We start from the raw sequence: 20,680 nt of genomic DNA on the forward strand, positions 1-20,680 counted from the left end.
AATAAAATATACATATATCTTTAAGAATTAAAGGAGACGATTGGACATGATGATAAAAAAATTAGTAACCTACGAGGATATGGGCCTGGTGCAGTGGGGCGTCCTCGACGAAACGGAAACAGGCGTATACGGCGCCATCGCCTTGGAAGAGGCCTTTTTTACACCGCTGCCGGAAACGCTTCTCGAATTCATCCGTCAGGGAAATGAAGGCCTGCTGGCCTTAGCCGACGCGCTGGAGCAGAATGAAAAGACCCACGCCGTCGCGGCTCAGCCCCTGGATACGGTTCGCATTATGGCTCCCATTCCTCATGTAGAGCGCAATATTTTCTGCATCGGCAAGAACTATGCCGACCACATTGCCGAATTTGACAAGACCGCCGTGCCGGAGCTGCCGAAATATCCCATGATCTTCACCAAAGCCACGACGTCGGTTATCGGCCCTGATGACCTCATCGATCCCCATAAAAACGTCACCAGCGCCCTCGACTACGAAGGCGAGCTGGCCGTCATCATCGGCAAGGAAGGCTCCGATATTCCCGTCGGCGAAGCCATGGATTACGTATACGGCTTTACGATTTTAAACGACGTGACGGCCCGCGACCTCCAGGCTAATCACGGCCAATGGTTCCACGGCAAGAGCCTGGATACGTTCTGCCCTATGGGCCCCTTCCTGCTCCTGCGGGACGCTGCACCCGATACCTTTACGGTCGTCACCAAGGTCAATGGCGAAGTGCGACAGGACGCGACGACAGGCGAATTTATCTTCACCATTCCCCAGCTCATCCAGACCCTCTCGCAGGGAACGACCCTCCTGCCCGGCGACATCATCGCTACGGGCACGCCGTCCGGCGTAGGCGTAGGCTTCAATCCGCCTAAATTCATCCATTCCGGCGACGTCGTAGAAATCTCCATTTCCGATATTGGAACGCTGACTAACAAAGTAAAATAAAGGGCTATGCAAAAACAGTTTCTCTCTGCCAGATATCTTAGTAGGCTGAGAAGCTGTTTTTCATACAAAACGCCCCGCTCCTAGAGGGAACGGGGCGTTTACGTTATTCATATATCGTTGTCGGGGCTATTACCCGTGCAGTTCCCGATCCAGGGCCTCCAAGCGGGCAATGCGGTTTTCCGTAGACGGATGGGTGCTGAATAAATTCATCAAATTGCCTTTGAGACCCGAGAAGGGATTGATGATGCACATGTGAGCCGTCGACTGGGTCGCGCCGGGCATGACCCGGTAATGGGCGTAGTTGTCGATCTTAGCCAGCGCTCTGGCCAGAGCCAGCGGGTCGTCGATCATGCGGCCCCCTTCTTCGTCGGCCATGTATTCGCGCGTACGGGAAATGGCGAACTGAATCAGCGCCGCCGCAATAGGCGCAATGATAATCGTGCCGATCAGGGCAATGGGATTGGTGCTTTCGCCGTCTTCGTCACGGCCGCCGCCGAAGATAGCCGCCCACTGGGCGATGTTGGCGATCATGGAAATGACGCTGGCGAAGCAGGCGACAATCGTGCTGATCAGGATATCGCGGTGCATGATGTGGGACATTTCATGGGCCAAGACGCCGCGGATTTCGTCTTCGTCCAGCATCTCCATGATGCCCTCCGTAGCCGCGACGGCTGCATGGGAAGGGTTGCGGCCCGTAGCAAAGGCGTTTGGCACGTCCGTCGGAATGACATATACCTTCGGCATGGGAAGTTCCGCCCGCCGGGCTAGGTCTTCGACGATATGGTACAGGTAATGGCCTTGGCCGACTTCCTGGGCTTTATACATTTTTAAGACAATCGAATCGCTGAACCAATAGGAAAAGAAATTCATCCCTAAGGCGATGACCAGCATGATCATGACGCCGCCGCGGCCGCCGAAGGCTCCGCCGATGAGCATCATAATACAAGCCAGCAAAGTCATCAAAAACACTGTTTTTACACTATTCATGGTGACGTCTCCTCACTCTTCAAGGAATATAAAAGTCAAAAAGTAAAATGGTGTACTATTATTATATATGAGAATCTTTTTTATGTCAATAGAACATGGACTTTTGTCTTGTCATTCCTTTAAAACATGATTATTGTACCGGCGGATGACGACGGCGTACATGCCGTCCTTATCCTTTTCCGCCTTAGCGAAGACGACGATAGTCACGTCGCCGCGGACCCACGTCGTCATGCGGCCGCTCTGCCTGACGGGAAAGTCGTCCATGGCGGCGTAAATGCTGGCGCGAAGACGCCGGTAGATGTCGCGGGCCGTCTTTTTGTCGGCCGTGCGGAAATAATTGTCGAAGGCTAATACCTTGCTGTCAGCCGCCGTATCGTCCGTCAGGATGACCAGGCCTTCCTGCACGGTCACGCCGTCACGGGTCACAGACCGCTCCACCCGTTCCAGCTTGGACGTCGTATTTCCGTAAAAGGTCCAGCCGGGCAACGCGGAAAAGTTAGCGTCGAAATCTGCCCGGGACATGCCTAAGTACACCGTGTCATAGGCCGTCGTCGGGCTGAGGGAAATCTCGTCGACAGACTGATCGTAGTCGAAGGCCGACGCCGTTATCGGGCCTAACACCAGACAGCAGGCAAAGGCGAGGGCGCAAAAAATCCGTTTCATAGTTCAAACCTGCCTTTCTCTTATAAAAAAGGAAGCAATGCCAGACTAAATACGCTGAATACGAGCCGCTGCAGGGGAATCAAAATATACGAGAAGACCGGCGTCATCATCAAGGCAATGAGGATGATAAAGCTGTACCGTTCCAGGCTCGCCAGGCGATAGTTCCATTCCGACGGCAGGAAGCACATGAGGATGCGCGAGCCGTCCAGCGGCGGCAGGGGCAGCAAGTTGAAGATGGCAAAGTTGATATTATATATGACGATCATGCTCAGGACAAGCTGCAGGGCCGTACCGGTAAATAAATCCAGCCGGCTGAAGACAACCTGGGCGATGAGGGCGACGAACGCCACGATCAGGTTGGCCGCCGGACCGGCAAAGGCTACGCACAGCTCCCCCTTCCGCCAGCTGCGGAAATTATTGGGATTGATCATGACCGGCTTGGCCCAGCCGAAGCGGGCTACGAGAAGCATGAGCGCCCCGATAGGGTCGATATGGGCCATAGGGTTCAGCGTCAGCCGTCCCATCAGGCGCGGCGTGTCGTCGCCCATATAGTCGGCCACGAGCGCATGGGCGTATTCGTGCATGACCATGGCAATGAGCAGGCCGGGAATACCGGCGACGATATGCAATATGTTGAAATCAAACATGTATGTTCCTCCATTATACGTTGTTGTAAAATATACTATTTATGTATTTTATAGTAATATACGATGCGCAAAAAGTCAACGACCACGAGCCGCTGAAGCAGCTCCAGCGGCTCGTGGTCCTTTATCGTTTACCTAAATTTTACATTCCGGCGGCCTGAATGCGGCTCTATCGCCTCTCAGCAGATTTCCCATACAAAGGTTGCCGAATCGTCAGCGTGAATATCTTCCGGTTCCATATCGATGGATTTCACGCTCTTCACGCTGCTCAGACATTCGCTTTCGTAGGAAAAACGAGTCGACGAATAGATAGACAGCTCGTCCCAGTTGTAGTGTATCGACAACAGAGCACCCAAGGCCGCCCCCGACGCTTCGCACAGGATCTCAGCCCTGCGCCGCGCGTTTTCCGCAGCTGAGCGAAGGATGTCGTCCTTTAATTTCTCCGAGTCCTTTACGGAAAATCGGATTTCTATCTCCGGAGCGGATATGCAGGTTGCAATAGCCGAAAGAGCCTGCAACAAGCGGCGTGATTCGAAGTCAAACTGCAGCCTTACGTCGTGATGCACGATAAAGCCTTCAAATATGCGCTTATAATTTCCGTTTCCATCTTTTATCGTGTCATATGCCGTGTCAACCCTGAACTTCGTCGTCTTAAGGTCGCCTGCCTCAAATCCGGCATGTTTCAGCGCCCGGCTGAGGCCGTCGATCTTTTCCGCTGCCATATCCATCGCCGTATCGTATGTCATGTCGCTCGTCTTCATAGACATATTGATGGTAACGAAGTCGGCTTTCGCCGCCGCTTTTCCTACGCCCCGCACGGTAATAGTTCTCGTCATGTTCCATTCCTCCTAAGTTAAATACTCTTCTCCATATCATTTCTTTAGAAAAAAATTGACAACAAGCCGCTGCCGGTTATAATGAAAGTCATCACTACAAGTAACAACATAACTAAAAGGGACGTGACGACATGACAAAAGAAGCTTTGTGGACTAAACCGTTCTTGCTGACGGGCGGCGTCAATTTTTTCCAGCTGTTTACCCAATATATCCTGATTACGACGCTGCCCCTCTGTATCATCGACGAATTTCATGGCAGCGAGCTCGAAGCCGGCCTGGCCATGACGTTTTTTCAGATCGGCACCAGCGTCTTCCGGCCTGTCGCCGGATATTTGGTAGACGAAAAGCAGAAGAGACGCCTCCTCTTAGGCTCCCTGGTTTTATTTTTCCTGGTCATGGCCGCCTTCAACGCCGCCGACTGCGTCGAAGCGCTGTACGGCCTGCGCCTCGTCCACGGCATCGTCTTCGCTTTGGCTACGACGACGGCCGCTTCTATCGCCGTGTTAGTCATTCCGCCGTCGCGGCGCGGCGAAGGCATTGGATATTTTTCCGTCACGACCAATATGGCTATGGTCGTCGGGCCGCTGGCCGGGCTGCTGTTATACCAAACGATCCGCATATCCGGCTTGTTTCTGGCTCTCGCAGTCCTGGCCGCTCTGATTCTCGCCGCGGCCTCGGCCATTTCCCTGCCGCCCAAGGCGGTGCAGCCTTCGCCCTCTGCCTCTAAAACGCCTTTTTTTGAACATTTCATCGAAAAGCGCTCCCTTCTGGCGTCATTCTTAGGCGGACTGGTATTCTTCGCCTACGGCGGCATCCTGACCTTTATTCCCCTGTACGCCGCGTCCCTGCACATGGCCGAAAGCACAGGATTATTTTTTGCCGTCTTTGCCGTCGTCATCGTCGCCAGCCGCCCCGTCGTGGGAAACGTACTGGACCGCATCGGCCCCAGCCACGTCGTATATCCCGGCTTCGCCTTATTTATCATCGGCTTTATTCTCTTCGGTTTTGTCAGTACGAAGCTGTGGTTTCTCCTGTCGGCGGCTATCCTCGGTCTCGGCTTCGGCGCTCTCAGTCCCGTGTTCCAGACGCTGGCCGTTCAAAGCGTTCCTGCCAGCCGGGCCGGCGCCGCTACGGCCACGTACTTTTGGTTCCTGGATATCTTCGTCGGCCTGGCCGCCATGACCTTAGGCCTCGTCGCCCAATGGTTCGGCTACAGCCTGCTCTACGGCGTCCTCTGCCCAGCCGTCGTACTGGTCACGGCAGCCCTGTATTACGTCGAGTATACCCGCCGCTGCTTTCACTCCTAAAAGAATATCGCCTTTATGTATAGGATATTATCACAAGACGACAGATCTTGTCGCTGCCAAAAAAGTCCCAGAATATATTTCTGAGACTTTTTTTGCGCCCAGTCTAATCCAGCAGTTTTGCCACGAGCTTTACCGTCGAGATGCAACCCATCAGGCCGTCGACCTGGCGGGATTCGGAAATGCCCGTCTTGCACCACAAGGCGAAGTGTTCGCAGTTGTTTTCCAGCAAATCGTAGGATTTTTCGCCAATGCGCCGCCTGGCCCTGGCTATGGTAGACTGAGGCGTATACAGATGAAACTGCTCCTTAGGCTCTTCTTCGCCGACGATGGCCTCCAAGGCCGAGCGAAATATGTCCCACCACGAATCATCATCGTCATCGCGATGGTCGTCCTCAGAAAAGTCGCATACATAGTAGGTCTCATCGCCGTCTAAAAACTCCTCCATAGAAGCCTCATGAATACAGGCCTCGTCGGCGTCAAACTTGAATTCGCCCTTTGGCGGCGCATAGTGTATGACCCGGTCGTGTCCGACATATACGCCGAAATGGCGAAACAGCCCCCGGTCTACAAATATGACGTCGCCGGCCTTTGCCTTCTTCTTTGCCATCGTTTCTACCTTCCTGTCTGTCCATTGCGCTAGAGCCGCCGCTCAGCGCCCGCTTATATTCATTATATCATATCAATCCAAGGATAAACGCACAAAAAAAACGCGGCCCCCTTTTCGGGACAGCCGCGTTGTGCCTTGCTTATAAAATTTTCGAAAGGAAGGACTTCGTCCGTTCTTCCTGGGGATGGAAAAAGATATCGTCAGGCTTGCCTTCTTCGAGGATATAGCCGCCGTCGATGAACAAGACGCGGTCGGCTACTTCGCGGGCAAAGCCCATTTCGTGAGTGACGATAGCCATGGCCATACCTTCCTTGGCCAAGTCCTTAATGACGTCCAGTACTTCCCGGACCATTTCCGGGTCGAGAGCTGACGTCGGTTCGTCAAAGAGCATGAATTTCGGCTTCATCGCCAAGGCGCGGGCAATGGCAACACGCTGCTGCTGGCCGCCGGACAAGGTTCCCGGATAGGCGTCCTTCTTATCGGCCAAGCCGACCTTTTCCAAGAGCTTAATTGCCGTTTTTTCCGCATCTTCCCGCGATTCGCCTCTCGTCTTCATCGGCGACAGGACGATATTTTCCAATACGGTCATGTGAGGAAATAAATTAAAGCGCTGGAAGACCATGCCGACTTCCTTGCGGATACTGTTGATGCTCTTGGCATCGCTCATGCTGATGCCGTCAACGATGATTTCACCGGCTGTAGGATGTTCCAGATAGTTTATGCAGCGAAGGATAGTGCTCTTGCCGGAACCGGACGGGCCGATGATGACCACGACTTCTTTATCGTGAATGGTCAAGTCGATGCCCTTCAGGACATCGTGCTTGCCGAAGCTCTTTTTTAATCCTTTAATTTCTATCATCCGTTGCAAACCTCCGTTCCAAGAAGCTGACCAGCTGGGCAATGCTCAGGGTCATGATTAAATACAGGGCCGCGACGGTCATCCAGATTTCAAAGGAGCCGTAGGTCTTTGCGATAATGAGCTGACCGCGGCGCGTCAATTCTTCAAAGCCGATGACCGAAACCAAGGACGTTTCCTTGGTCATGGAAATGAATTCGTTGCCCAAGGGCGGGATGACATTTTTAAAAGCCTGAGGCAGGATGATGTACCGCATCGTCTGCATCCACGACAACCCCAGGGAACGGCCTGCTTCCATCTGTCCCTTATCGACAGCCTGAATGCCGGCACGGAAGATTTCCGATACGTAGGCGCCGCTGTTGATCGAGCAGGCGGCAACGGCGGCGACAAAGGGATTGATGCGCTCGCCGATAATCATAGGCAGGGCAAAGTAAATCAGGAAGATCTGTACCAGCATAGGCGTACCGCGGATGATATTTACATAGCAAATCGCAATGACCCGCAGGATCTTAATGCTCGACAGGCGGCAGACGCTGGTGATCAGGCCCAGGATAAAGCCTAAGGCCACGGCAATAGCCGTGATTTCAATCGTAACGGCAGCACCGGTGAGCAGCAAGGGCAAGGAGTCTATAATAAGACTAAAATCAAATGACATAAAAAACACTCCTATTCCGCAACAATATGCATAAAACATGCAATTACCAGATAAATTATACCTTGACCTATTATAATTGCATTTTTATGCGTTGTCAACGCATTATTCCCTTATCGGCCCAACATATGAACAAGTTGGTACATATTATCGCTGATGGGGAAATGGAAATGCGGCGCTTCGGAATACGGCGTCGCGGCGATGCGGCGGCCAATGAGTCCGATAACGCAGTTATATGTTCCCGCCAGCAGGGAATCAATGGCTTTCTGAGCGTATAAGCCAGCCATGGTAGCGTCGAGGGCGCTGGGCGCGCCGCCGCGCTGTACATATCCGAGAACGGTCAGATTCGGTTCGAGATAGGTGTGCTCTTTGATGTAATCCACGACATCCGTTCCCTTAGCCGCACCTTCCGCAACAACGACGATGCTGCTCAGTTTGCCGATACGGTGCGATTCCGCCAGATGTTCGCACAGGCGCGGCAGGTTGACTTCGTGTTCCGGCACGAGGACGGCTTCGGCCCCTGATGCCATGCCGGCGTACAAGGCGATGAAGCCGGCGTTGCGGCCCATAACTTCGATGACGGCAACCCGTTCATGAGACGACGCCGTATCGCGGATTTTATTGATCGATTCGAGAACGGTATTGACCGTCGTATCGAAACCGATGGTGTACTGGGTTCCCATCATGTCGTTGTCGATAGTTCCGGGGATAACCATCGTTGGAATCCCGCAGTGGCTCAGCGCCTGGGCACCGCGCATGGAGCCGTCGCCGCCGATGACGACGAGGGCGTCGATTTCCAGGGACCGCAGGTAATCTGCCGCTTCCTTCTGCACGTCTTTTTCCATAAATTCCAGACAGCGGGCTGTGCGCAGGATCGTACCGCCGCGGTGGATGATGCCGCCGACAGTCCTGCGATCCAAGGTTATCGTTTCATGACGAAGCAGTCCTTCGTAACCGCGGATAATCCCTTCAACAGCCAAACCCTTTTCAATCGCATAGCGCGTTACGCCGCGAATAGCCGCATTCATGCCCGGGGCGTCGCCGCCGCTGGTCAATACGCCGATTTTACTAATCATAATGACATCATACTCCTTTTTCTCTGGCAATAAACTGCACTTTCTTTTCTTCTATCTTCTGGACAATCGTATCAACGATTTGCGATGCTCCACCCCGCGTCGTATCGACGACACAATCGCAGTAGGGATAGATTTCTTCCCATTGGCGCATCATGTTATGGACAAATTCCCGTAAGTTGTCGTAATCGACGGTAGGCCGCTTCCCGATGTGGCGGCTCACCCGTTCTTCCACGCGGAACGGCTCCGACAAAAGGGCGATAATGAAACCATGGCGGTGTAAAATACGGTAGGTCTCTATACTCATGGGAAAATTGCCGCCAAAGGAAATAACCGCTTCGTGATAGCGGCTGACCTGCTGCAGGACGTTGAGCTCCCGTTCGCGAAACCCCTTTTCGCCGGCATGGGCGTAAAATTCGGCAATAGTCATGCCGACGGCCCGTTCGATACGCCGGTCCGTGTCGACAAACTGCCAGCCCAGCCGCTGGGCCAGTTTTCGTCCTATATGACTTTTGCCGCTCCCCATCATGCCTACGAGAACAATATTCCGTTTCATCGTCGCACCTCCCTTGCTTAGTATTCTCCATCTTTGGGTACGCTTTCTATTATAGCAAAATTTTTCTATCTTGCCACATGAAAATGATAGAAAAAGGCGCATTTTACATATAATTTCTTTCAAAAATATGTAAGATGCGCCTTGTATTTCTTTTTGGTCCCAATGATACTGCCGGATGACCGACGGACAAGGCGGGCTGTTCGCGACCCTGCGGGGGACGAAATGTCTACCCTACTCCGGGTAAATGCGGAACCATGCCGCATACATCGTCGGCAGGACTAGTAAAGTCAGCACGGTCGCGCCGAGAAGGCCGCCGGCAATGGCCACGGCCATCGGTCCCCAGAAAATGCTGGTCATGAGGGGAACCATGCCGAGAATCGCCGCCGCAGCCGTCAGCATGATCGGGCGGAACCGCAGGACGGCCGAGTCGATGACGGCGTGCCACGGGTCTTCACCGGCAGCCAAATGCTGCTTAATCTGGTCGATGAGGATGACCGAATTGCGGATGATCATGCCGCCCAGGGCCAAGATGCCCAGATACGCCACAAACCCCAGAGACTTGCCGAGCAGCAGCATGGCGATGGCTACGCCGACAACGCCCATAGGAGCTGTAATCAGGGTCAGAGCCATGAGAGAGACGCTGCGGAGCTGGATCATGAGCAGGGTCATGATGAGCAGCACCATGACCGGCACGGGCTTGAGCAGATATCCCAGGGATTTTTGGCTGTTTTCCAAATCGCCGTCTACTTCAATGGAATACCCGAAGGGCAGACTACTGCGGATGGCCGCCGTGTCGTCGTAGGCCTTCTGCGTCGCGTCGTTGGCCGTACCGGAGCGAATCGTCCCTTCGACGGTGATGGTCGGCTTCAAATCGCGCCGCCAGATAAGGCCCTCTTCAGCGCCGTAGGAAATCGTCGCCACCTGCTCCAGCGGCACGTAGCCTGCCGTGCCGGCGTAGACGGGCAGGCTGCGGATACGGGATAAATCATTCCGCCCGTCCGGCGAAAGGCGAAGCTGGATGGCGATGGTCTTGTCAGGAGCCCCGTAATACTCAGCAATCGTCGCGCCGCTCAGTTCCGTATACAGCGTCTGGGCAATGGTCTGACCCGATGCGCCCATAGCCCGCAGCTTTTCCTGATCGAGGCGGACCTGGACGATTTCGCTCTTCTGTTCCCAGTTGAGGAAGACCTGACGGACATTCGGGTCCTGCCGCACCGCGTCGGCGGCCTGGGCAGCGTAGGCCTTCACCTTGTCTATGTCATAGCCGGACACGCGCAGCATGATAGGATAATCCGAAGGCGGCCCCAGGGGGATGCTCTTGATATTGCAGCGCACGCCGGGCTGTCTTTCTTCTATTTCGCGCCGTATATCCTCGGCCAGGGCTTCCCGCCCCTCTACGTCGGCCGCTACGACGACGAACTGGGCGTAATTGTCAGCCGGAAGGACGGGCTCCAGGGTCAGGACAAAGCGGGGCGCCCCTTCGCCGACATAATAAGAATAATTTTTTATCTGGCCGGTCTTCGTATCCAGATACCGGGCTAAGTGGGCCGCTTCCTTTTCCGTCGCCGCCAGCGACGAGCCTTCGGGCAGGGTCATTTCGACGATGATTTCCGGCCGCAGGGACGGCGGGAAAAATTCCTGGGGAATATACTTCATCAGCCCTGCCGCGGCAATGCACAACGCCGCCGTGCCGCCTATGACGGCCCGCCGATGAGACAGGCACCATACGAGGACGGCGCGGAACCCATCGTAAAAGCGGTTTTGGTACAGCGTCTCTTCCGTCTTTACCTCTTTCACCCGGATGAGATAGTACCCGAACAAGGGCGCAGCCATGACCGATACGAGCCATGACAGCACCAGGGCCGACAAGATGACCGGGAACAGGGCTTGGCAAAATTCCGACGCCGCGCCGTCGGAAAAGGCTACGGGAATAAAGCCGGCACAGGTGACGAGGGTACCCGTCAGCATGGGCTTGGCCGTCACCTTAAAGGCATGGCAGGCCGCGTCGAGGCGGTTCATGCCCCTCTCGAGCTGGACGCTCATCATTTCCACGGCGATGATAGCGTCGTCGACGAGAAGGCCCAGAGAAATGATCAGGGCCCCTAAGGATACCTTGTGCAGGTCGATGCCGGCTACTTCCATGACGCAGAACACGCCCGCCAGGACCAAGGGAATACAGCAGGCTACGACGAGGCCCGTCCGCAGGCCCAGACTCAGGAAGCTGACGGCCAGTACGATGAGGATAGCTTCACGGAGAGTATCGACGAAGTCGTCGATGGATTCCTCGACGACCTTAGGCTGGTCCGATACCTGATGGAGCTCCATACCGGCTGGTAAATTTTGCTTGACGTACTGCTGCATCTTTTCCAGATTGTTTCCTAATTCCAATATATTGCCGCCGTTTTTCATGGACAAGGCAATGCCCACGGCAGGCTTGCCGTCGAAAAACATCTTCGGGTCTGCCGGCTCCGTATAGCGCCGTTCGACGGAAGCGATATCGCCGAGGCGGAACAGACGGCCGTTGGCGTTTATGGGCAGGTTGCGGATGCTTTCCAAATCGTCAAAGACGCCGCTGACGCGGAGGTATACGTTGTCTGATTCCGTATCGACCATGCCGGCCGGCGTCATGGCGTTCTGCCCGCTGACGGCGTCGGAAATAGCCGTCGGCGGAATTCCCAGCTCGGCCAATTTATCGTTGGCAACTTCTATGTAGACTGCTTCCGACTGCTCGCCGACGAGCTCTACCTTGCTCACGTCATCGACGGTCAGCATGATGCGGCGGATTTCCTCGGCCTTCTGCCGCAGCTCTTCATAGGAGTAGTCGTCGCCGGTTACGGCGTACACCGAGCCGTATACGTCGTCGAAGCGGTCGTTGAAGAACGGCCCGACGACGCCGTCAGGCAGCTCCGATTTCATGTCTTCCGTCAAATTGCGCACCTCGTGCCACGTGTCGCGGATACTGTCCCGCGGCGCCTGGTCGGTCAGGTACACGTAAATGACCGTTTGGCCGGGGCGGGAATAGCTTTTCAGGTAGTCGAGGTTCGGCGTATCCTGGAGCTTCTTTTCGATTTTATCCGTCACCTGCTCTTCCATCTGCCGGGCCGTCGCGCCGGGCCAGGCGGCAGTGACGACCATTTGCCGCACTGTATAGGCCGGGTCTTCCATGCGGCCCAGCTTCATATAGGAAAAGACGCCGGCAATGGCGATGACGATGATGAAATACCAGACGAGGGTTCTGTTTTTAATAGCCAGTTCCGATAAGTTTCTCATGTACCCTCACCTTCCGTTCGTACCGTCTGCCCTTCGCGCAGCATATGGACGCCGGCTGTGACGACGACATCGCCGGCGGCAAGGCCCGTCACGGCGACGGTATTATCGCCGAAGCCTTCGACGGAAACAGTCTTCAAAGATAAGGTCCCGTCTTTACCGACGACCCAGACCTGCGGCGCATCGCCTGTCTGGTACAGGGCAGATAAGGGCAAGGTATACGAGCCGCTCCCATCTGCCGCGCTGACATGCACGCTGGCCGTCATGCCCAGCTGCATGCCTTCTGGAGGTGACGGAACGGCGACGCGCACGGCGTAGGTACGGGAAGCCGCATCAGCCATGGGCGATACTTCCCGTACCGTCCCCTGAGCCGTCTGACCGGGCAGGGCCCAAAAGGAAAGGGTTACGGCCTGTCCGACGGGGAATTCAGCCAGCTTGTTTTCAGGCACGTCGATCTGCACCTCCAGTTCGCCAGAATGGACGAGGGTCAGCACAGTCTGGCCGGCGGCAACGACCTGCCCTACTTCGCCAGAAAGAGCCGATACGACGCCGTCGGCGTCAGCCGTCAAATTCGTATAGGACAGCTGGTTCTCCTGAGCCTGCTGCAGAGCGGCCGCCTGCTGGTATTGAGCTGCCGCCTGGTCGTAAGCCGTCTGATATTGGTCGAGGGCGGCGGCGCTCACGGCGTCCTGGGCAAAGAGCTGCTTGTAGCGGGCCAGATTCGCTTCGGCTAATTGAAGCTGGGCTTGGGCCGCACTGACCTGGGCCTGAGCCTGGTACACGGACTGGACGACGTCCTTAGGGTCCACCGTCATGAGGACGTCTCCGGCATGGACGACGCTGCCGAGCTGGACGTTGCGCGCCGTAATGCGTCCTCCGGCCTGAAAGGCCAGGGCGCTTTCATAACGGCCCCGCACCGTGCCGGAGTAAGCGCTGCCTTCTCTTTCGGCCTCAGCGCCTACGGTGACAGTACGGACCAGCTGCGGCGCTTCCGTCTCTGCCGGCTGCTGGCCGCATCCGGCCGCCGCCGCGGTGAACACGACGAGAGCCGCGACATACAGCCACGTTTGCGATGCCTTCATATGTCATCCCTCCATTTCTCCGTCGGCTTTGTTCCAAGTCAGGGAGGCCGCGTTATCCGCCGCCTTCGTCATCCCCTGTATCGTAGTTTCTATAAGAGCGTCATCCATATCCTTGGTCAAGGCTCGAATCCATATTTCCGACAGGCGCAGCAGTTCTTTCTGAGCTTGCCGGGCCGTTTCTGTCAGATAAATATATTTAAAACGCTTGTCCTTTTCATCCTGCCTGCGCCGTACATAGCCTTTTTCTTCCAGCGATTTGACGCAGCGGGCGATTAAACCCTTGTCGACGGATAATTGCCTGCTCAGCTCATCCTGGCTGCAGCCGTCGCCGCGGTACAGCTCGACGAGCAGCACATATTCGCTGTAGCCGATGCGCCACGGCCGGCAGGCGTCGGTAATATAAGCCTGGGAACGGCGGTTCAGCACGCCGAAGGTATATCGTATCTGCGAGTAATCCATAGGTAAGGCCTCCTTTTCGCCAACCATTCAGTTGACTTAATCAACTATCTATATATAGTATAACAGAGTTATCCCATCGGCACAAGAACAAACAAGCCTGTCCTTCCCCCTATCGTCATCACGGGGAAAGACAGGCTTTACGAATACATATATTGATGAAGTCAGGCGTTCCGCGTCAGCTTGTACAACAGGGCATTGCAGATCGCCGCGGCGACGTTGCTGCCGCCCTTGCGGCCTTTAGCGGCAATATAAGGCGCCCTGCCGGCCATAATAAGCTCCTTGGCATAGACGACGTTGACGAAGCCTACGGGAACAGCGATGACGAGCTCCGGCCGTATGTCTCCCTGCTCCATAAGCTCATGAAGGCGGATGAGGGCTGTCGGCGCGTTGCCGACGGCGATGATGACCGGCCCCTCGAGTCGGCAGGCCTTGTCCATGCAGGCAGCGGCCCGCGTCGTCCCCTTGGCCTTTGCTTCGGCAGCTACGTCGGCGTCGGCCATAAAGCAGACCTTGCGGCACCCCAGCTTGTCGAGGGCGGCCTGGCTGATGCCCGTGCAGGCCATGTTCGTATCGGTCACAATAGTACAGCCTTGCCGCAACGCAGCCAATCCCCGCTCCACAGCGGCATCGCTGAAACGCAGCGTCCGGGCGTACTCGAAATCGGCGCTGGTATGGATAACCCGCTTAATAACGTCCTTTTCCATAGGCGGCAGGCAGATTTCTCCCAGTTCTTCTTCGATAATTTCCATGCTGCGCCGTTCGATGTCAGCCGGCAAAATATGTTCAATCTTCATGATGGCGTTCCTCCCTGTACGTACGGCATGCGGCGACGAACCGGCGGGCCCAGTCCGGATTGCTCCAGAAATGAATGTGCGGATACGCCGCGACAATGCGGCCTTCGCTGCGCCCGCAGGGCCACGACCGCCTTCCCGACGCCTTTCGGGCCGTAAAGGCAGCGCCGTTGTCCGTGCTGTCGGAATAATGAAATTCGTGGGCGCAGATGGTATCGCCGCGGCGGCAGAGCATTGTATCCTCTTCGGCCGTCAGCGTGACGTAGCCGAATCGGGTCAGGTGATCCGTCATCTTCGAACTTCCCGGCAGGACGCCGCACCAGGAAACGGATTGCTCTCCTGCGGAAAATTCTTCCAACAGGTACATAAAGCCGCCGCATTCGGCAACGCAGGGCATGCAACCCGACAAGGCCCGTTTTAAATTGTCCTTCATCGCGGCGTTGTCTGCTAAGGCTTCTGCGTAGAGCTCTGGATAGCCGCCGCCAAGGTAGACGCCGTCGCAGTCAGGCAGCCCTTCGTCGTGGAGAGGGCTAAAATATACCAGCTCCGCTCCCAGCTGCTTCAGCAAGGTCAGGCTGTCTTCATAATAAAAGCAGAAGGCTTCGTCCCTGGCCACAGCGATGCGGGCAGGCCCTGCCGGCTCCAGCACAGGCACTTCGTACGGCAAAGGCTGCGCTGACCGGGCCAGGGATACGAGAGCGTCCATATCGACAGACTGCATTGCCTGCTCGGCCAGCGCGTCTATTTTACTTCGGAAATCTTCAATCTCCCCGGCTGTGACCAATCCTAAATGGCGGCTGGCAAAGGCGCAGCCGGCCATGTCGGGAAAACAGCCGAAGGCGGTCAGTCCTGTCTCTTTCTCCCACGCGTCCTTAAAGCAGGCGTACACGCCGGGCTTGACGTGATTGACGATAAACCCGGCAATCCGGCTGTCCCGCCGGAAGGCCGCCGTCCCCTTGATTTGAGCCGCCAGGGACAGTCCCGCGCCGGAGCCGTCGACGACGAGGACGACGGGCGTATTCGTGACCTTAGCCAAATCATAAGCACTGGCCTCGCTCGTCGTGCCGACGCCGTCGTAATAGCCCATGGCTCCTTCCAATACGGCGATATCTGCGCCGTCGCTGCCTGAGGCCAGCAGATAGCGGGCCGTCGCCGCCCCCTGCCCGCCTCTTCCGAATAAAAACAAATCCAGAGTATGAGACGCTGTCTGGAGGACGCGGCTGTGAAATAAGGGGTCGATGTAATCGGGGCCGCTCTTAAAAGCTGCCGCCGTCAATCCCATCTTCTGCAGGGCCCGCAGAAGCGCGCAGACGATGATCGTTTTGCCGCCGCCGCTTTTAGGGGCGGCAATCATCAGCCGCGGCGTCCTCGTCTCCTTCATAGGCGTCCCTCCTTCGGCAGCGCCGTCAGGATATAGACGGGATTTTGCCCCGTCATCATGTGGTACGGGCCGACGCGCCGGCTCTCGGCTGCGCTGAGCTGCGTAATATCCAGCGTATACCGTTTCTTTTCTTTATAATAAGCCGTAATATCAGCCAGCGTCTCGATGGTAATAGCCGTCATGACGATGCGGCAGGCCGCGTTTTTTCCGTATATGCCGTCCAGGATATCCGTCATCTTTCCCTTCGTGCCGCCGATAAAGGCGCAGTCCGGCGCTGGAATAGGCTCCATCGTTTCGGCGGCGTCGCCCGGGACGATGGAAACGTTTTCCACGGCGAAGCGGCGGCAGTTTTCCTGCACCAGGGATAAGGCCTCTTCGTCGATTTCAAAGGCGAATACATGTCCAAAAGGAGTCTGGCGAGCCAGCTCGACCGTGCAGGACCCCGTACCGGATCCGATATCGTACACGCAGTCGCCGGCCTGCGGCGCCAGATGGGAAATGGCGACAGCCCGGACGGAACGCTTGGTCATAGGTGCGCCGCTGCGGACAAAGGCGTCGTCGGGCAGGCCGTGGACAGGCGTCGTCGTCGGCAAGGGATGATCGTTGTATATCATCATGACGGCCAGGCCGCCAATATCCTGCGCCGCCATCTCTTCCGCCGTGCCGGACAGAATTTGCTCGTCTTCATAGGATAAATTCTGTCCAACATCGACGCGGACATGGCCTAAGCCGGCCTGACACAGCTCCCGGCAAATCAGAGATACTGTATCGCTGCCGCCGGTCAGGCAGAATACCTTTTGATGGCCGTATACGGCGGCGGCGACGGACTCCCGGCGGCCATGCCGGCTGACGCAGTATGCGTCGTGCCATGGCGTCCGCACCTTGGCGGCAAAATACGCGAGGCTGCTGATGCCCGGGCAAGATATGACCGTACAGCCCGGAATGTCTGTCAGCAGCCGACCTAAACTAAAAAAGCCGACGTCGCCGGACACGACGACGGCCGCCGGCCCGTCTCCATCTTCCATAGACGCTAAGACGCGCCGTATTTCCGACGGTTTATACGTTGAAATTATGTTCTTTCCCAGGGAGGAAAAGGCCTCGGTCATGCGCCTGTCGCCCAAGATAACCCGGCTTTCTTCGACAGCCCGTTTCCCCTGTATCGTCAAAAAATCAGGATGTCCCGGCCCCATGCCGACGATGTATACCTTCATGCCCTTCCCTCCCCGCAGGCTGCCTGCCGCAGCCGTTTTATTACGTCTTCCAATGAAATTCCCCTTTCCGCCATCCGCTTCACGACGATAAGGACGGCGCCGGCCCGACGGGCTCCCTCTTCCTTTTCGCCATAGCCGCCGGCCTGCCCTGAATCCTTGGTGACGACATAGGCCGCCTGGGTCTGGGCAAACATAGCGGCGTTCAGATCCGCTGAAAAGGGGCCCTGCATGCAGATCATATGGGCCGGGTCGTAACCCAGATTCAGCGCCCGCTCCAGCGACGACGGCAGGGGCAGGATGCGCAGGTAGATGCGCTCCCTGTAATCGGGAACGGCGGCGAAGATATCCAAATCCTTGCTGCCTGTCGTCAGGAATATCCTTCCCGTCGTATGACTCAGCATTTCCGCCGCCCCTTCCATCGAGTCGACTGTGACGACGCCGCCGTGCTCCGTACAGGGCCGGACAACGCGGCAATAGGGAACGTTATCTTCCCTGCAGGCGGCCTGTATATTTTCCGTAACCGCAGCGGCATAGGGATGGGTCGCGTCGACGGCCAGCCGTATATGATACCCGCGCAGAAAGGCAATCATAGCCTGCCGGTCCATGCGCCGCGTGACGACGCGGATATTATCAGCCTTAGGCAATAGGGCCGCGCCGTAGGCCGTGGCGACGGACACGTATACCGTCAGGGGCAGTCCCGCCGCGTATTCTGCCAGCAGCCGGCCTTCCGTCGTACCGCCGGCAATCCAGACGGCCGTCACAGGACGTACCCGCGCGGCGTCACCATCTTGCCCTTCAGCACCTTCGTCTGGCTGTTGCCGATAAAGACGGTGGAAAACATATCCAGCACCATGTCCTGCAGCTGTGTCAGCGTCGTGATCTCCGCCGTCTCGCCGTCGCGGCCGATATAGCGGACGACGCCGGCCGGCGTATTCCCCGGCCGATAGGCCTGAATAATCTGGCAGGCCTTGCGCAGATAGTCAGCCCGTTTTTTGCTGGCCGGATTGTACAGGACGATGACGAAATCGCCTTCAGCGGCGCAGCGCAGGCGCTTTTCGATGACTTCACAGGGCGTAAGCAGGTCGCTGAGGGAAATGAGGCAGACATCGTGAGTCAAAGGTGCGCCCAGCAGAGCCGCCCCCGAGCAGGCCGCCGTCACGCCGGCCACGACGACGACGTCGATGTCATCGCAGTCCGCCGCCACTTCGTGCATGATGCCGGCCATGCCGTACACGCCGGCGTCACCGCTGGAAACGAGGGCCACCGTCTTGCCTTCGCGGGCCTTGTCTATGACCAAGCGGCAGCGGTCGGCTTCCTTCGTCATCCCCGTATCTAACAGCTCTTTATGAGAGTACTCTTCTTTTATCAGTCCAATATACGTAGTGTATCCAATAATGCAGTCGCAGCGGTCCAGCACCTGACGAGCCTCGGCCGTCATGCCGGCAGGGCCGCCCGGCCCGATACCGACGACATACACCGTATGCTTCATACCTTGTCCTCCTTCTTGCCGAACTGGACGACGTATTCTTCGCAGGCAATGGCTACAGTTACGCCGTCGCGGCCCGATTTTTCCAGCAGCAGCCGGCCGCCATGGCTGGATAAGACGGCTGCCCGTTCGCAGACGTTATCCGTACCGACGACGCGCCGCACAAAGCCTGACGAAATAAATTTTCCCGGCGCGTCGTTGAGCTGCCGCGCCGTATAGTAGCGCACCGGCAGATGGCGTGCCCGGGCAAATTCCGTAATACCTACTTCGTCCTTCTTTATATCAATCGTGCTGACATCGGCTACGGCATCCCAGCTCAGGTGGAGCTGTTCCATATCCTCGCCGACGCGGCGGGCGATGAAATCGGCGCTCGCGCCGCGGCGGCAGCCTACACCGATGTGCAGGATCGGCGGGCGGGCTACGACGGTCACGGCGAAGGGATGGCATTCGTCCTTTACCGTAACAGCTAGACCTGCCGGGCCCTGTTCGGCCTGCACCAGACTGGCCGGCACGTCGCCGCCTAAGGGAAAGTCGCTGTACAAGCCAGCCTGTCCCCGTTCGAGAAGAGCCGCGGCGAAGGCCTTGGCGTCGGTCAGAGACGACAAGCGCAGTCCCTGCACTGCCGCCCATTCGTCGACGGCAAAGAGATTGTTGACGTCCGTCGCCGTCGTGATGACGGCATGGCCGCCTAATCCCTTCGCCAGATACCGGGCGATGTTGTTCGCCCCGCCGATATGGCCGGACAGCAGGGGAACAACGTATTCCCCTTTTTCGTCGACGACCAGCACGGCCGGATCCTTCTCCTTGCCCCGCAGCTGCGGAGCGACAGAGCGCACGGCGATGCCTGCCGCGCCGACGAAGACGAGGGCCTCGGCGTTGCGGAAAGCCAGGCGGACGCTTTCGGCTACATTCAGTGGAAAGGGCCGCAGCACGGCCGGGTTCATAGGAATAAATTTATTCATCGTTTCATGGGTTACGATGAATCCCAATTCAGATAATACGGGGCCGATGCGCAAGCTCAGCGCCGTCCCCGCGGCGGTAAATGAAAAAACGACTGCTTCCATACCAATCTGCCTCCTCGTACGGGCATACCTTGCCGTATCCGGGCCGCCTTATTTCCTCTTTCCTTGGCGATACCCGTGGGTAAACGCAGGATCATATAATAAGCTTCTGTCATAGGCGCTGCCGAGAAACTCGCCGACGAGGATGAGGGCCGTCTTGTCGATGCCCTGTGTTTTGGCCGTCTCGGCCAGCGTACTGACAGTGCAGCGGCAGACCCGTTCTTCCGGCCACGACGCCTTGTAGACGATCGCTGCCGGCGTCTGTCCGTCGTATCCGCCTTTCTGCAGTTCCTCCTGCAGTCCTTCCAGCAAGCCGGCGCTGAGGAAAATGACCATCGTCGCCTGGTGGGCGGCATAATCGGCGATTTTCTGCCGGTCCGGCACAGGCGTACACCCTTCCATGCGCGTGATGACGACGGACTGGCTTACGCCGGGCAGGGTGTATTCGGCCTGCAGAGCCGCCGCCGCTGCACAGAAGGAGCTGACGCCGGGCACGACGTCGAAGGCGATTCCCTTCTCCGCCAGGATATCCATCTGCTCGCGGATCGCTCCGTATACGGACGGGTCGCCCGTATGCAGGCGGACCGTGATCTTTCCTTCCGCCTCGGCTTGTTCCATGACAGAAATGACCTCTTCCAAGGTCATAGATGCGCTGTTTTTCACGACGCATCCCTCTTTAGCATACTCCAAAAGAGCCGGATTCACCAGAGATCCGGCGTAAATAATGACATCGGCCTGTTCCAGCAGGGATTTTCCCCGCAAGGTGATCAAGTCGGGCGCGCCTGGTCCGGCGCCGACGAAATGTACCATGT

General features: G+C 56.8%; 21 protein-coding genes. 2 read left to right on the forward strand and 19 right to left on the reverse strand.

The annotated features are described in order from the left end of the window. Window positions 1-46 precede the first annotated feature (46 nt). A complete protein-coding gene (locus OCV58_RS04140) occupies window positions 47-949 on the forward strand; it encodes a fumarylacetoacetate hydrolase family protein (protein ID WP_154877035.1) in 903 nt (300 codons plus the stop codon). A 129-nt stretch (window positions 950-1,078) separates the two neighbouring features. Here the strand turns inward: OCV58_RS04140 and htpX are convergent, their stop codons facing one another. From htpX to OCV58_RS04160, 4 genes are all read right to left on the reverse strand, one after another. Then, entirely contained in the window at window positions 1,079-1,936 is an 858-nt protein-coding gene (gene htpX, locus OCV58_RS04145) for a zinc metalloprotease HtpX (RefSeq protein ID WP_087478834.1), read from the reverse strand. A 111-nt stretch (window positions 1,937-2,047) separates the two neighbouring features. Continuing rightward, entirely contained in the window at window positions 2,048-2,599 is a 552-nt protein-coding gene (locus OCV58_RS04150; protein ID WP_154877036.1) for a hypothetical protein, read from the reverse strand. Between the two features lie 20 nt (window positions 2,600-2,619). Beyond that, complete coding sequence (locus tag OCV58_RS04155; RefSeq protein ID WP_095628890.1) at window positions 2,620-3,246, reverse strand: site-2 protease family protein; 627 nt, start codon at window positions 3,244-3,246, stop codon at window positions 2,620-2,622. Between the two features lie 176 nt (window positions 3,247-3,422). Then, window positions 3,423-4,079, reverse strand: coding sequence for an SIMPL domain-containing protein (locus OCV58_RS04160; RefSeq protein WP_154877037.1), 657 nt, complete (start codon window positions 4,077-4,079; stop codon window positions 3,423-3,425). Between the two features lie 131 nt (window positions 4,080-4,210). Between OCV58_RS04160 and OCV58_RS04165 the strand changes: the two genes are divergently transcribed. Further along, a complete protein-coding gene (locus tag OCV58_RS04165) occupies window positions 4,211-5,386 on the forward strand; it encodes an MFS transporter (RefSeq protein WP_154877038.1) in 1,176 nt (391 codons plus the stop codon). A 103-nt stretch (window positions 5,387-5,489) separates the two neighbouring features. Here OCV58_RS04165 and OCV58_RS04170 read toward each other — a convergent pair whose 3' ends face one another. The 15 genes from OCV58_RS04170 to cobM all read right to left on the reverse strand — a co-directional run bounded on the left by OCV58_RS04170 (window position 5,490) and on the right by cobM (window position 20,678). Next, window positions 5,490-5,993, reverse strand: a complete 504-nt coding sequence (locus OCV58_RS04170; RefSeq protein WP_087478691.1) for a lecithin retinol acyltransferase family protein — start codon at window positions 5,991-5,993, stop codon at window positions 5,490-5,492. 139 nt (window positions 5,994-6,132) lie between these two features. Next, on the reverse strand, window positions 6,133-6,852 hold the full coding sequence (locus OCV58_RS04175) for an amino acid ABC transporter ATP-binding protein (protein WP_095628892.1): 720 nt from the start codon (window positions 6,850-6,852) through the stop codon (window positions 6,133-6,135). Continuing rightward, a complete protein-coding gene (locus OCV58_RS04180; protein WP_087478689.1) occupies window positions 6,839-7,504 on the reverse strand; it encodes an amino acid ABC transporter permease in 666 nt (221 codons plus the stop codon). Before OCV58_RS04180 ends, OCV58_RS04175 begins: the two co-directional genes overlap by 14 nt. 110 nt (window positions 7,505-7,614) lie before the next feature. Further along, a complete protein-coding gene (locus OCV58_RS04185; RefSeq protein WP_087478688.1) occupies window positions 7,615-8,577 on the reverse strand; it encodes an ATP-dependent 6-phosphofructokinase in 963 nt (320 codons plus the stop codon). 7 nt (window positions 8,578-8,584) lie between these two features. Beyond that, the gene (locus OCV58_RS04190; RefSeq protein ID WP_154877039.1) at window positions 8,585-9,130 is read right to left on the reverse strand and encodes a shikimate kinase; all 546 of its coding nucleotides are present in this window, start codon (window positions 9,128-9,130) and stop codon (window positions 8,585-8,587) included. Window positions 9,131-9,361: 231 nt separating this feature from the next. After that, window positions 9,362-12,400, reverse strand: coding sequence for an efflux RND transporter permease subunit (locus tag OCV58_RS04195; RefSeq protein WP_154877040.1), 3,039 nt, complete (start codon window positions 12,398-12,400; stop codon window positions 9,362-9,364). Further along, complete coding sequence (locus tag OCV58_RS04200; protein ID WP_087478685.1) at window positions 12,397-13,479, reverse strand: efflux RND transporter periplasmic adaptor subunit; 1,083 nt, start codon at window positions 13,477-13,479, stop codon at window positions 12,397-12,399. The genes OCV58_RS04195 and OCV58_RS04200 overlap by 4 nt, the downstream gene beginning before the upstream one ends. 3 nt (window positions 13,480-13,482) lie before the next feature. Continuing rightward, on the reverse strand, window positions 13,483-13,938 hold the full coding sequence (locus tag OCV58_RS04205) for a MarR family winged helix-turn-helix transcriptional regulator (protein ID WP_158099982.1): 456 nt from the start codon (window positions 13,936-13,938) through the stop codon (window positions 13,483-13,485). 161 nt (window positions 13,939-14,099) lie between these two features. Further along, window positions 14,100-14,732 (reverse strand): precorrin-8X methylmutase, encoded by a 633-nt coding sequence (locus tag OCV58_RS04210; RefSeq protein ID WP_154877041.1) that lies wholly within the window; start codon window positions 14,730-14,732, stop codon window positions 14,100-14,102. Beyond that, window positions 14,722-16,110 (reverse strand): cobyrinic acid a,c-diamide synthase CobB, encoded by a 1,389-nt coding sequence (locus tag OCV58_RS04215; protein WP_267312784.1) that lies wholly within the window; start codon window positions 16,108-16,110, stop codon window positions 14,722-14,724. The genes OCV58_RS04210 and OCV58_RS04215 overlap by 11 nt, the downstream gene beginning before the upstream one ends. Continuing rightward, a complete protein-coding gene (cbiE, locus tag OCV58_RS04220; RefSeq protein WP_095628896.1) occupies window positions 16,107-17,321 on the reverse strand; it encodes a precorrin-6y C5,15-methyltransferase (decarboxylating) subunit CbiE in 1,215 nt (404 codons plus the stop codon). The genes OCV58_RS04215 and cbiE overlap by 4 nt, the downstream gene beginning before the upstream one ends. Next, complete coding sequence (cobK, locus tag OCV58_RS04225) at window positions 17,318-18,082, reverse strand: precorrin-6A reductase (protein WP_087478681.1); 765 nt, start codon at window positions 18,080-18,082, stop codon at window positions 17,318-17,320. The genes cbiE and cobK overlap by 4 nt, the downstream gene beginning before the upstream one ends. Then, entirely contained in the window at window positions 18,079-18,810 is a 732-nt protein-coding gene (gene cobJ, locus OCV58_RS04230; RefSeq protein ID WP_154877042.1) for a precorrin-3B C(17)-methyltransferase, read from the reverse strand. The genes cobK and cobJ overlap by 4 nt, the downstream gene beginning before the upstream one ends. After that, window positions 18,807-19,871, reverse strand: a complete 1,065-nt coding sequence (locus OCV58_RS04235; RefSeq protein WP_087478679.1) for a cobalt-precorrin 5A hydrolase — start codon at window positions 19,869-19,871, stop codon at window positions 18,807-18,809. Before OCV58_RS04235 ends, cobJ begins: the two co-directional genes overlap by 4 nt. Before the next feature lie 48 nt (window positions 19,872-19,919). Beyond that, the gene (gene cobM / locus OCV58_RS04240) at window positions 19,920-20,678 is read right to left on the reverse strand and encodes a precorrin-4 C(11)-methyltransferase (protein WP_154877043.1); all 759 of its coding nucleotides are present in this window, start codon (window positions 20,676-20,678) and stop codon (window positions 19,920-19,922) included. Between the last annotated feature and the right edge of the window lie 2 nt (window positions 20,679-20,680).

The sequence above is a fragment of the Megasphaera stantonii genome, assembly GCF_025567065.1.
Classification (GTDB): Bacteria; Bacillota; Negativicutes; order Veillonellales; family Megasphaeraceae; genus Megasphaera; species Megasphaera stantonii.